Source organism: Pseudomonas sp. (assembly GCF_036404235.1).
Classification (GTDB): domain Bacteria; phylum Pseudomonadota; class Gammaproteobacteria; order Pseudomonadales; family Pseudomonadaceae; genus Aquipseudomonas.
Map to the genome: position 1 here is coordinate 20,371 of NZ_DASWOT010000106.1, position 13,175 is coordinate 33,545.

A 13,175-nucleotide genomic window follows, 5' to 3' on the forward strand; every position below is an offset into this window, starting at 1 on the left:
AAAGTGCCCAACAGATGCGAACAATGACCACCCATACGTGAGCATTCGATAGTGATCTAATGGTCGCCTACATGCCAGCAACAGAATCGATGGCAGACATGTCGACTATTAATAGTCACTGATAGTGTTACCGGGAGAGCCCGGATAGAGTTCATGGCCTCAAGGTCCATAAGGCGAGGTTCGAAATGTCCCGCACGATCCGTTTTCATCAGTTTGGCCCGGCCGAGGTGCTCAAGGTAGAAGAGCACCCAGCCGTGATGCCAGCGCCCGGCGACGTGCAGGTGCGCGTTCAGGCGATCGGTATTTCCTGGTACGACGTCCTGTGGCGCCAGAACCTGGCGTCCTCTCAAGCACGTCTTCCCGCTGGACTGGGTTCTGAAATGGCCGGTGTGGTCACTGCTGTCGGTGATGGCGTACACGATTTGAGTGTTGGTGATAAAGTTGCCAGCTTTCCAGCTGCCGATCCCAACACGTACCCGGTATACGGCGAGTTGATCGTGCTTCCTCGCACTGCCTTGGTCCGTTACCCAGATATTTTGTCGCCTGTGCAAGCGAGCGTTCATTACACACCTTTATTGGTGGCTTATTTCGCATACGTCGACCTGGCCCGTGTCAAGCCTGGGCAGACTGCCCTGGTGACTGATGCCAGCCACTGCGCCGGCCCTGCTTTTCTGCAATTGGGTAAGGCTCTGGGCGTGAAAATCATCGCTGCAACCAAGACTGAAAGCGCGCGTGATTATCTGTTGTCGTTGGGGGCCGACAAAGTCGTGGTCACTGAAGACCAGGACCTGTTGATGGCTATCAATAAATACACTGACAACCGTGGTGTGGATGTGGTGTTCGACGGCTTGGGTGGCCCGCAAATGTCCATTCTGGGTGACGTGCTGGCACCGCGTGGCAGCCTGGTTCTGTATGGCCTGCAAGGGGGTAATCAAACGCCGTTCCCAGCGTGTGCGGCGTTCCAGAAGAACATTCAGTTTTTCGTTCACTGCGTAGGTAACTTCACAGGTAAGCCAGAATTGGGTATTACCCAGGATGAAGAGGCGTTGAAACGTGCTTTGCGCGATATTAATCAGATGACGGCAGATCGGGTGCTTGTACCGCAAATCACGCGGGTATTCCCTTTTGAAAACGTCGTTGAAGCGCACCGTTATATGGATGGTTGTCCTGTCGGCGGCCGTGCAGTGCTCGAAGTCGAGCCTGCCTGAGCGCAGTTCACCGCGCTTATTGATCGTCAGTACTTCGGTGCCTGTGGCCTCGGGCATCGATATTGAGGCGCCAGCGTCAGTGTTTATCGACGCAATCGCTCCACCCATAGGCCATGTCCCTCGAAGCCTTCCCGTAGTTCCAGGAAGGCTTTTTGTTTATGTGTTTAAATATTATTAAACATTATCGAATTAAGGTGCATGGTTGTCCTGGTTGTAAAACAGGCGGTGTTTATTCCCTAGGTGTGCATTGCGAAAGCTGAGCGGTGTTATGTCGGTTATCTGTACCTTGTAATTGTTTTGCAGATACCGATAATAGTTCGGTGATTAATACTCAAGGAATGAGTCATGCTCGTACCGCAGTCTTGTCCTGACTTGTCCTCGCCTGTCGTGACCCCTCCCCATGATGTGTTCGGTTTCGGTCAACCAGAAGTGTCTCCAGACGCCATTGCACAGCATGTGTGCGACTTTGCGCCTCTGCCTCTGCGCACAGTATTGATACCGCTCAAACGCAGCAAGGTCCCGCCCAACCACTCGTTTGAAATGCCATAGTGGCTTATCCATAACACCCCAAGCGTCGCCGCCATCGAGCGGATTCTAAGGTGCCTTTCAATTGCTTAAGATTGTCACGAGCAGTTTGGTGAATTGAAGGCATTGCTGATATTTGCAACCCAGGTATGAAGCTATGAGTTCCATCCATGAACAGGCAATGAATTACGTCTATCAACAAGTCTTGCAACGTCTGCTCGGCTATTTCGATCGCGCTGAGCGCACAGCATTGCAGTTATTGATTCAACGGTTGATCGTTGCGGCGGGTGGAATCGAGCAGATCGGCCGCTATACCGTACTGGTGGCGTTTAGCGGGGGCAAGGACAGCGCCTATACCATCGCGTTCCTTAGGGCGGCTCAGTTGAGCATTGCCGGTCGATCCCCGACTTCATTCAGTCTGAGAATTGCCACCATGCGCCACGCCGGGATGACATCAGCGGTGATGGACAACATTCACCGCTGTTACTCGGCGCTGTTTCTGCATGACGACCCGCGCGTTGAGTTGCTGGTGGTCGATCATCAATACGTCCAGCGCTTCGAACGTGATCTGCCATTCTCGACTGCTGGCCGTGAGCAGAATCGGTCGGACATGCTGCTCAGCGGTCATCTAACCGCAGGCGACGGTCGCACCACCTTCTGCAACAGTTGTTATCTGGGCATGGCTGAGTTTCTCGGGCGCGCTGCGTGCTGGGGGAAGGGCGTAGACGTCGTGCTCAGCGGTGATTCGCTTAAAGAGCAGAAGCACTATGCAACCTGGATCATGCGTCTGGCGCAACGCACCGGGCAGCCGGTTGTCGATTGGAGAAAGCAGAATTTCAACACCGCGTTGGAAACCATCGAAAACGTCGGCCGTGCCTATTATCGTGAGCTGCATGGGGAGGACTCACAACCAGCAGACCTCATGGCGCGGCCTTTGGGCTATCCCAATAAGGCCATTGTGCCGAAGTTTCTGTCGGTGGCGGACCTCATCGGCTGCCGGGCAGAAGAGCATTGGGCATTATTGACCGGCTTTCTCGGTTTTCGCTTTGATGATCTGTCCTTCAGCTTCAGTGAATCCGATTGCGCCAATCCGATGCTAATGGCCCACATGCGCGGCCTCAAGGCCGAGTTCGTTCAGGGGCGTGAATACTCAGAGGGCATCGCTGAATATCTGCAACTGGCCAAGACATTGATGCGCCGCAAACAGATGCCCCAGCGTTTGGTCGATCAAGCGCTGGCGGCCTACGATGACGCGCAAAAGCTGGAGGAGCGCCGAGCGCTGGCGACCAGCTACGCGCAGGAAGCGTTTGGTATGAACGAGGCGCAACTGGTGTGCCTGCTGTTTGCCCCCTTTGTCGACGGTGGTGCCGAGCTTGATTCGTTCCTGCGCCGCTGTCACCCCGGCATGCTCGTCGCACTCGCCGATTTACATAAGGCGCTGTCGGGGCAAGCTGCGCCGGAGCAGGTCGTTCAATGGCTGATAGATATCAGCGGGCTGAGCATAAAGGGTCTGCAAAACCTCTACGGCAAACCGCGGGTCGATTTCAACGATGAACGATCAATCATTGCTCGGGTGCGGGCCAGTGATCCGGACAAGCGTCAGATCATGACTGTAGATCCCGAGACCGGCCACACCATCAGCGAAGTGATTTCCGGTCGCTGACCCTGTATCGACGCCCCCTTGAACGACTTGCGACCTAGGGGCTGTTGCCGTTTGGTTGTGGCCGCGACGGTAGCCCGCTTGGTGCAGGGCAAGGCACGAGCAGCACAGTTTGGTTGTTCCCAATAAACTGCGAATAAACGCAGTTGGGTTGTTCAATAAAGTGCGAGCAAATGCGGTTGGGTTGTTCAATAAAGTGCGAGCAACGCCGCCCTGCGCCAAGCGCGCCACCATCCCTTCGGGTTGCGTGTCAACTCTCGCCAGGCTGAGTTGCAGGGCTTGGAAAGGGAACAACCATTCTCGGCGCTCCGCACCTTGCCTGGAGGGAGTTGACTCAGCCACGCAGCTCACCACCAAACGGCAACAGTCCCTAGGTATTTCCAAACTCGCGTCGTCACTGACGTCTTCCCATAGACTCTGCGCCTTGCGCGTGAACGGGTGAACCCGCATGAATAACAACAAGACTGATTTTGCCTCCCAATTGGTGTATCGCTACCTGTTGCGCCTGATCAACGAGATTCAGAGCGGACCGGCCATCCGCCTGCCTTCGCTACGCACATTGGCGCAACGCCTGCGGGTCTCGATTTCGACGGTACAGAACGCCGTTTTACTCCAAATTGTCTGCTCGGTGCCCAAGTCTGGCTATTACGCGCTACCCAGCCTGCGCCAGGACATTCCCTGTGAAGGTGAAGACCTGCTGGGGCGCTACCACGCCAGCGTCAGGCGTCCCGATATGTTCGTCTTCGGTGCCGATGAACCGACCTTATTGCAGTCCCTTGACAGTCCGCTTTTGAACCTGGAACGCGAGCTGATGCGCCAGTATCCGTGCCAGCCGGACCCACGCTTTCAACCTTTCGGCGACATTGAACTGCGTGCCGCGCTCGCCGCGCGCTATACCTCTTCGACCGAGCATTGCTGGCACTGCGATAACGTGTTCGTCGGTCCAGACAAGACCGGTATCCTTAAAGCTGTCCTCCAGGGCCTGCAACTGGCCGGCAGTGCCGTGTTAGTGGAATCGCCCTGCGACTGGAGCATTTTACGGACCCTGCAGTCGTTTGACATCCGAGTGATCGAGATCGCCATCCAGCCTGAGGGAAGCTTCGATCTCAATGAGCTACAGAGCGTGTTGCAGCGTGAAGATATCCAGTTGGCGATCTTCTCTTCGCAGCTGGATCCAATACGCGGGCAGATGCAGTCGCCTGCACAACAACAGGCAGTGGCCGACCTACTCAATCGACAAGCGCTGTGGGTGCTGGAAAACGACAGTCACAGCGAACTGTGTTATGAGCCATGCCCTGGGCGCCTGCGTGACCTGATCGACCCGCAGCGGCTTTTGATCATTGGCACTTTCGACCGGCTGATCGGGCTCGAGGCACCGTTCGGTTATTTACTCAGCCGGCACTCACGGGACATGTGGCATCAGCAATTTCTGCTGCGCTCGTTCCGTCTGCCGTTGATTCGCCAGAAGGCCATCGCCCGGCTGTGCAGTGGCGGGCAACTCGATAGCCACTTGGTGGTGTTGCGCGAGGCGCTCAGGCGTCGGATGCAAACACTGGGGGACATGGTCGATCGCTTTCTGGCCGATGACGTGCGTTTCGAGAAGCCACGGGGCGGTGCGACGATCTGGTTGGAGAGTGTGCATCGGGTGGACATGGCGCGGGTGTTCGGGCGATTGTTGGAACAACGCATCGTCGTGGCGCCAGGTGAGTTGTTCAGCGTGCGGGGCCTGCACAAGCAGTGGCTGCGCATCAGCGGCACGGCGGACTGGACTCAGAACATCGACTCGGTGCTCGTCATCATCAAAAACGCCTTGGTTCATGAGCGTCTGTCGTGAGCGCGTCGGCGGGCCACTGATCTTTTTTCGTTTGCAGACCGGGGATGCAGCTGTTATCTGTACGTCCGTCCAGTATCGATTTCTTGCGGCCCATTCGTTTCGTGATTCCCATTACCCAGATCAGTCCAGATACCCCCGATGCGTGCGCTGCTCACGTCGGCGTGGATCAGGCGTCGGCTCAATGCATTGAAAACCCGCCTAACTCTGTCGTCAGCACCTATGTCGTCGCGGTGCGGGCGTTGTGTGAGTTCACGGCGAAGGTTGGCGACCTTGATCTGCGTTTCACGCCATCGCCGACTGCCCAGGAAGGCATCGCCGGACATCGCACCGTGGCTCGCCGCCGTGGTCCAGATTATCGCGCTGAGGTGCCTCTGTCCGGGCAATACCAGCAATTGACGGTGAGGGGCAGGGCGGATGGCTATGACGCCACGCTCAACCAGCTCGATGAGGTGAAAACCTACCGTGGTGACCTCAACGCGATGCCTGCCAATCATCGTCAGTTGCATTGGGCACAGGCAAAAGTCTATGCTTGGCTGATTTGCCAGCAACTGCACTTGAGCGAAGTGAACGTCGCGCTGGTGTATTTCAATATCATCAGTGAGCAGGAAACAGTGCTCCGTGAACGCTTCAGTGCGATAGACCTGCAAGGTTTTTTCGAGCAGCAGTGCGGCGTCTTCCTGCTTTGGGCGCGACAGGAAATGGCCCATCGCGCTCATCGCGACCAGGTGCTTGGCGGCTTGAAATTTCCCCATGCCGAATTTCGCACCGGACAGCGCGTGCTGGCAGAAACCGTGTACAAGGCGGTCAGCACTGGCCGCTGCCTGATGGCGCAGGCGCCGACCGGGATTGGCAAAACCATCGGCACGGTGTTTCCGATGCTCAAGGCCGTGCCGATGCAGCAGTTGGACAAGATTTTCTTTCTGACGGCCAAGACACCTGGCCGCCGGTTGGCGCTGGACGCCCTGAGTGTGATTGGTAAAAGCGCACCACAGTTGACGTTGCGGGTACTGGAACTGGTGGCTCGCGATAAAGCCTGCGAGCACCTGGATAAAGCCTGTAATGGCGACTCATGTCCGTTGGCCAAGGGGTTCTATGATCGCCTGCCGGCAGCGCGAAGCGAGGCGTTGGATAATCCGTGGTTGAATCAGGCCGGTTTGCGTGAGGTCGCGTTGCGTCATCAGGTGTGCCCTTATTACCTGAGCCAGGAGCTGGCGCGCTGGGTAGACGTGGTGATTGCCGACTACAACTATTACTTCGACTTGAGCGCCTTGCTCTTCGGTTTGAGCCAGTTTAATCAATGGCGGGTTGCGGTATTGGTGGACGAAGCGCACAACATGGTCGAGCGCACGCGTTCGATGTACAGCGCCACGCTGGACCAGCACACCCTGAACGGCGTCCGCCATCACGCCCCCGAACCGCTGAAAAAGCCGCTGCAACGGCTTAATCGCGAGTGGAATGCGCTGCACAAAGAGCAGATCGCCCCCTATCAGGCGTATCCGGACCTTCCGGCCAGATTCCTTTTGGCGCTTAGCCAGTGCATCACGTTGTTCGGCGACTACTTCAACGAGCATCCGCAGGCCGCAAACGGCGAGCTGCAGAGCTTCTATTTCGAAGTGATTCAGTTCAGCAAGATTGCCGAGGTATTCGACGAGCACTTTATCTTCGATATCAGCAAGCGCGAACTCGGCCACAAACGGGCGTTATCACGGTTGTGCCTGCGCAACGTAGTGCCCGCCGCTTTCGTCCGTCCGCGGTTGACGGCCGCGCGAAGCACGGTGCTGTTCTCGGCAACGCTCAATCCACGGCGCTATTACGCCGACTTGCTCGGGCTGCCTGACAACACGGCCTGGGTCGACGTGGAGTCGCCCTTTACTCGCGCACAACTGGACGTTCACATTGTCAGCCGGATATCCACGCGTTATGTCCATCGTCAGGCATCATTGGCGCCCATTGTCGAGTTGATGGCTGAACAGTTTCAGAAGAGGCCGGGCAACTATCTGGCTTTTTTCAGCAGCTTCGATTACCTGCAGCAGGTAGCCGAACTGATGCAGCGTAGTCATGCTGATGTGCCGATATGGCTGCAATCGCGCGGCATGGCCGAAGCGGATCGGCAGGCGTTTCTCGATCGCTTCACCTTGAGCAGCCGAGGTATTGGCTTTGCGGTACTCGGTGGCGCGTTTGGTGAGGGCATTGACCTGCCAGGAGCGCGTTTGATTGGTGCGTTTATCGCTACCTTGGGCCTTGCACAGATCAACCCGATCAATGAACAACTCAAACAGCGGATGAACCTGTTGTTCGGCGACGGTTATGACTACACCTACCTTTACCCCGGCCTGCAGAAAGTGGTTCAGGCCGCTGGCAGAGTGATTCGCGGTCAGAATGACCAGGGTGTGGTAATGCTGATTGATGATCGATTTGCCGAGCGCAAGGTGCAGCAGCTCTTGCCGGCCTGGTGGGCGCTTTGATGATCGTCTATAAACAGCTCAACACTTTACGGATCAATAGGCGAGCAAGGCGGTCGAACTGCCAGTAAACTGCCGCGCTGTAGGCGTTTTCCTATTAGGGTCGAGCCCTTTTCCTTCTTCATCCATGGAGGTTTCGTATGAGTATCAGTCCATTCGCGGGCAAACTGGCGCCTGCAGAATTGCTGGTCGATATTCCTCGTCTGGTGACGGCGTATTACACCGGTCAGCCTGATGCATCAATCGCCACGCAACGCGTTGCATTCGGGACCTCCGGTCACCGGGGCAGCTCATTCGAACTGAGCTTCAACGAATGGCATGTATTGGCCATCAGTCAGGCTATTTGCCTATATCGCCAGGCCAAGGGCATCGATGGCCCGCTGTTCCTCGGTGCTGACACCCACGCGCTGTCGACTCCGGCCAGTGCCACGGCGCTGGAAGTGCTGGCCGCCAATGGCGTGCATGTGATGATTTCCCAGAACGACGAGTTCACCCCGACGCCTGCGGTATCTCACGCGATCATTTGCTACAACCGGGGGCGGACGTCCGGCCTGGCCGACGGCATTGTCATCACGCCGTCACACAACCCACCGGAAAGCGGCGGCTTCAAATACAACCCGCCCAATGGCGGTCCTGCCGACTCCGACGTCACCAAGTGGATCGAATCCAAGGCCAACGAGTTGCTGGCCGAAAGAGTCTTGGGTGTAACGCGCATGAGTTACGAAAAAGCCCTGCGTGCCGACACCACCCATCGCCACGATTACGTAAACACCTATGTCGCTGACCTGAAAAACGTCATCGACATGGACGCCATTCGCGCTGCCAATCTGCACCTGGGCGTTGACCCACTCGGTGGCGCTGGGGTGCGTTACTGGTCAGCCATTGGCGAGCATTACGGCCTCAATCTTGAAGTGGTGAACAAGTACGTCGACCCGACGTTCCGCTTCATGAGCGTTGACTGGGACGGCAAGATTCGTATGGACCCGTCTTCGAGCTTCGCTATGCAGGGGCTAATCGGCCTTAAGGACCGTTTCCAGGTCGCGTTCGCCTGCGACCCGGATCACGACCGGCACGGCATCGTCACGCCTACCGGTGGCCTGCTGGCGCCGAACAATTACCTGGCGGTGTCTATCGATTATCTGTTTCAGAACCGACCGCACTGGCGCGCCGATGCAGCGGTTGGCAAGACCGTGGTCAGCAGCGGCATGATTGATCGTGTCACTAAACGTCTTGGTCGCCGGCTGTACGAAGTACCGGTCGGTTTCAAGTTTTTCGCCCAGGGTTTGTTCGAGGGCACGTTGGGCTTTGGTGGCGAGGAGAGCGCGGGGGCGTCGTTCCTGCGTCGCGACGGCACAGTCTGGACCACCGACAAGGATGGCCTGATACCCGCGTTGCTGGCGGCCGAAATCCGCGCACGCAAGGGCCGCGACCCGAGCGAGATATACGAAGCATTGACTGAAGAACTCGGCAGGCCTTATTCCACCCGCGTCGAGGCCAAGGCCAACCCTGAACAAAAAGCGTTATTGAGCAAGCTGTCACCCGAGCAGGTGAAGTCCACCGAACTGGCGGGCGAGGCGATCCAGAGCATTCTGAGCAAGGCGCCGGGCAATGATCAGGCGATTGGCGGCTTGAAGGTATCGACCGAAAACGGCTGGTTCGCCGCGCGTCCGTCAGGCACTGAGGACATCTACAAGATCTACGCCGAAAGCTTTATCGGTGAAGATCACCTCAAGCGTCTGGTGCAAGAGGCGCAGGTGTTGGTAGATACGGCGATTGCGCCAGTTTGAGCATGACGTAATTGCGGTGAGCATGCCCATGCTCTGCGTGGGCATGCATCATGTGGTAAGAACGAATTTGTTCGTAGAGTGTTGGCGAGGCGACCCACGCAGTGCGTCTTGAGACAGGCTCGCGAACAAGTTCACGCCTACAGAGACCGCATTGCATTGCACATAAACCTAAACAGCCACCGCACGCCCGGTCTTGATCGACTCAATCGAGCAGTTCGCCAAGTGCAGCGCCTTCAGGCCATCGCGTGCGGTGGTGGGGAGGTTGTCGCCACTGACCACGGCGGCTATGAAGTGCTCCAGTTCGATGCGATAAGAATCGGCGTAACGCTCAAGAAAGAAGTTGAGCAGCGGTTCGCGCACTTCGGTCTGGGTGGCGGTCCAGCGCCTCACTGTGCTCGGACGGTGGTTTTCGTTGAGCAGCATGCCTTTGGAGCCGAACACTTCCAGGCGCTGATCATAGCCGTACGCCGCTTCACGGCAGCAGTTGATGTGGCATTGCTTGCCTGAGGCTGTGCGCAACAAAACCATTACGCTGTCGAAGTCATCGATCTGCACCAATGCCGGCTCCACCAGGCGGCTGGCGATGGCCATGACTTCTACCGGTTCTTCGCCCAACAGGGCACGCGCGGTGTCGAAGTCGTGAATGGTCATGTCGCGGAAAATCCCGCCGGAGTGCTTGAGGTATTCCACAGGTGCCAGCCCCGGGTCGCGGCTGGTGATCACCACTTGGCGAACATCACCGATGGCCCCTGCGGCGATTGCCTTGCGCATGTGTAGGGTGTCGGGGTCGAAGCGCCGGTTGAAACCGAGCATGACTTTCCCGTTCTGCCGCTCGATTTCCTCGACAGCCCTGGCCGCTTTAGCAAAGTCCAGATCGATGGGTTTCTCGCACAGCACCGGTTTGCCCAGCTTCACGGCGCGCAGCATCAGGTCTATATGCGTGTCGGTCGGGGTGCCGATGACGATGGCGTCGATGTCATCGCGCTCGATGGCGGAGGCACAATCATAAGCCCCAGAGCAATCCAGTTTGGCGGCCAGCGTGTCGACACCTTCGCGCCAAGGGTCGGCGATCACTGACAGGATCACGTCGGGATGGGCGGCCACATTGGTGGCATGGATGTTAGCGATACGGCCTGCGCCGAGGACTGCGATGCGAAGCATGGGTGGATCTCCTGGGATTGTTATTGTTGGGGCAGATCGGGTGAACGCACTGCAAAAATACGTCAGCGGGCCAGATTGAACGGCGTGACAATCTGCACCTGTGACGAGGGGATCTGGCCGACCTTCCACAGCCGATGAAATTGCAAGATGTGCAGGAAGGCATGGCGCGCATCGATCTGCAGGTTATGGTCGATGATCGCGGCGATCTTCTCTTCGGCCAGTAGCTGACGGTTTTCCTGATCAAGGTCATGGCCGATGAACACAGCCAGCGGCCGGTCCTGGGCGGCAAAGGCATCAACGATGGCACGGTTGCCACCACCGACGCTGTACACCGCGCGTAACGATGGGTTGCCGAGCAATGCCTGGCTGATTCGCTGGAAGGTTGGGTTGTACACACCGTAGCCGCCGCTGATATCCACTATGCGCAAATGCGGCGCCCGATTGCGCAGCCACACCCTAAAGCCCATCTCGCGCTCTTCTTCGCCGCGAAACAACTCGCTGCTGATGACCACCGCAACGTATTGCTGCGCCTGATCCAGCCAGCGCGACATCAAGTACGCTGCCGTTTGTCCGGCCGTGCCGTTGTCCATGCCGACATACCCGACGCGGTCGCTCTGCGGCAGGTCGGACACCAGCGTTACCACTGGAATGCCCGCCGCCGTCAACCGATTTACCGCCTCGTTGATCTGTGGCTCATTGGCCGCCTTGAGGATCAGCCCCTGGGAGCCTTTGTCGGCGCAACGCAAAATCAAATCGTGCATGCGCTGCGTATCGATCTCTTGGTACAGGTGAAAGCGTGGAAAGATCCGGAACGGCGCAAGGCTGCCCAACTGCGCATGGACTGCCTCCTGCACTGCATCGCTGAAGCGGGTCGGCGTGTGCAGGATGACGTCGATGTGAAAGGTACGACCTACCGCAGGGCCGGACTTCTCCTGCGCTTCGAGTTCTCGAAGTGCCTGCTGGATACGTCGGTCGGTCTGGTAATGCACGCTGCCACGCTGATGCAACACGCGGTCGACGGTGGCTTTACTGACGCCAGCCTGCGTGGCGATCTGCTTGATGGAAAAGCGTCGGGCCTGGTCGAGCATGATGCTCCCTGTTCATTTTTTTATTCAGGTGAAGAACGAGCTCATGAGGTGCTGGTGAGATCGATCCGGGCATGCCTGTGTAGACGACAGGCTAGTCTCTGTTCTGTTTGTTGTATAGATAGAATTTAAATTCTATTAGCGCCAGGGTGACCTCACCCCAAAAACAACAACATCAGGAGAACGATCAACGTCCGAGCGCCGTTTTTCCTGTTGCAGGAGAGCATCAAACTGATGATCGCCAACGAGGGCGGGGCGTGAACATGGGTAGGATGGACACGCCCCATGAAGATGAAATCCCGCGCCACCCAATCGGCGCGCGATCTGGCACGCCCTATGCTGTCTTGAATGAAACCGGGTGGTTGAACAATCCGCTACCTCACAGACTCCGAGCACTGGGTGCTCGACCTTCTCAGACCTGCCTGCTGAAGGGCCCGCCGCCACACGAGGAATTGCCCCATGTACAAAGATTACCCAGCCGCCTATCAGGTCAGCAAAGGCGCCGCGTTGCAGGTTGATACTGCTTTTTATGAGCGGATACGCGAACAGCAGGGCAGTCGCACCTTGATCGAGCAATTTGAGGTTCCGATTCGCACCGGGCGAGCCTGGAAGGTCAAGGCTGGGCAAGTGTTTCGCGTGACCACGCCGGTTGGGCCGCAGGTCGGTGATTTCAACGTATGGAGCGCCGACGATCCACGTGAGCGCCTGTGGGCCGCGCGCACTCGCCAATTACAAGGCGCACATGTCACAACCCATGACCGTTTGTGGTCGAACCTGCCGTTCTTAAGGCCGATGGTTACCATCACCGACGACAGCCTTGCCCGCTATGGCATCGACGAACATGGCGGTCGGCTGCACGATTTGCTTGGCACGCGTTGCGATCCATACGTCAATAAAATGCTCACAGGGGAGGACTTCCACCACCACTGCCATTCGAACCTGACCCGTGCGGTGTTGCCTCACGGACTCACCGAGTTCGACGTACATGACGTGCTGAACATCTTCCAATGCACCGGTTTGAACCACGACGACATGTACTTCATGAAAGCCTGTCCGGCACAGAAGGGTGACTACCTGGAGTTCTTCGCCGAAATCGACCTGCTGTGTGCGTTATCGACCTGTCCCGGTGGTGATTTATCGTTGCCGATGTGGGGGCCAGACGCGCAGGACCCTTTGAGCGTGTGTCGGCCATTGGGCGTGGAAATCTACGAAATCGATGCCGTGCTGCTCGAAGGTTGGCAATCCCCCAAACGCGCTGCGTATAACGGCCTGCACGGTTTGAAGATCGCCAAGGCGGACTGGGAGAAGTAATCACTGACAGGTAGACACTCTGTTCCCGGTCAAGCTTTCAACAGGTGTTTTTCGCTGAAAAGCTTGATCGTATCAACTGCTTCACCGCTGCGGATGTCTTCGATGTTGTAGGAGCGAACTTGTTCGCGAGGCGGCGTGTTGG

The 13,175-nt window shown here is 57.3% G+C and carries 8 protein-coding genes; 6 read left to right on the plus strand and 2 right to left on the minus strand.

The features are described 5' to 3' along the window. Positions 1-185: 185 nt before the first annotated feature. From VGC62_RS13260 to pgm, 5 genes are all read left to right on the plus strand, one after another. The gene (locus VGC62_RS13260) at positions 186-1,208 is read left to right on the plus strand and encodes a zinc-dependent alcohol dehydrogenase family protein (protein WP_331187540.1); all 1,023 of its coding nucleotides are present in this window, start codon (positions 186-188) and stop codon (positions 1,206-1,208) included. A gap of 682 nt (positions 1,209-1,890) precedes the next feature. Further along, positions 1,891-3,396 (plus strand): hypothetical protein, encoded by a 1,506-nt coding sequence (locus VGC62_RS13265; RefSeq protein WP_331187541.1) that lies wholly within the window; start codon positions 1,891-1,893, stop codon positions 3,394-3,396. 445 nt (positions 3,397-3,841) lie between these two features. After that, positions 3,842-5,227, plus strand: coding sequence for an aminotransferase class I/II-fold pyridoxal phosphate-dependent enzyme (locus VGC62_RS13270; RefSeq protein WP_331187542.1), 1,386 nt, complete (start codon positions 3,842-3,844; stop codon positions 5,225-5,227). Between the two features lie 44 nt (positions 5,228-5,271). Beyond that, the gene (locus VGC62_RS13275) at positions 5,272-7,692 is read left to right on the plus strand and encodes an ATP-dependent DNA helicase (RefSeq protein WP_331187543.1); all 2,421 of its coding nucleotides are present in this window, start codon (positions 5,272-5,274) and stop codon (positions 7,690-7,692) included. A 137-nt stretch (positions 7,693-7,829) separates the two neighbouring features. Next, positions 7,830-9,476: a phosphoglucomutase (alpha-D-glucose-1,6-bisphosphate-dependent) gene (gene pgm, locus VGC62_RS13280; protein ID WP_331187544.1), complete on the plus strand. Its 1,647-nt coding sequence runs from the start codon at positions 7,830-7,832 to the stop codon at positions 9,474-9,476. A gap of 168 nt (positions 9,477-9,644) precedes the next feature. Here the strand turns inward: pgm and iolG are convergent, their stop codons facing one another. Next, the gene (gene iolG / locus VGC62_RS13285) at positions 9,645-10,637 is read right to left on the minus strand and encodes an inositol 2-dehydrogenase (protein WP_331187545.1); all 993 of its coding nucleotides are present in this window, start codon (positions 10,635-10,637) and stop codon (positions 9,645-9,647) included. A 62-nt stretch (positions 10,638-10,699) separates the two neighbouring features. Next, the gene (locus VGC62_RS13290; protein WP_331187546.1) at positions 10,700-11,725 is read right to left on the minus strand and encodes a LacI family DNA-binding transcriptional regulator; all 1,026 of its coding nucleotides are present in this window, start codon (positions 11,723-11,725) and stop codon (positions 10,700-10,702) included. A 456-nt stretch (positions 11,726-12,181) separates the two neighbouring features. On the opposite strand from VGC62_RS13290, the gene VGC62_RS13295 reads away from it, so the two are divergent. Beyond that, positions 12,182-13,033: an urea carboxylase-associated family protein gene (locus tag VGC62_RS13295; RefSeq protein ID WP_331187547.1), complete on the plus strand. Its 852-nt coding sequence runs from the start codon at positions 12,182-12,184 to the stop codon at positions 13,031-13,033. The last annotated feature ends 142 nt before the right edge of the window (positions 13,034-13,175 follow it).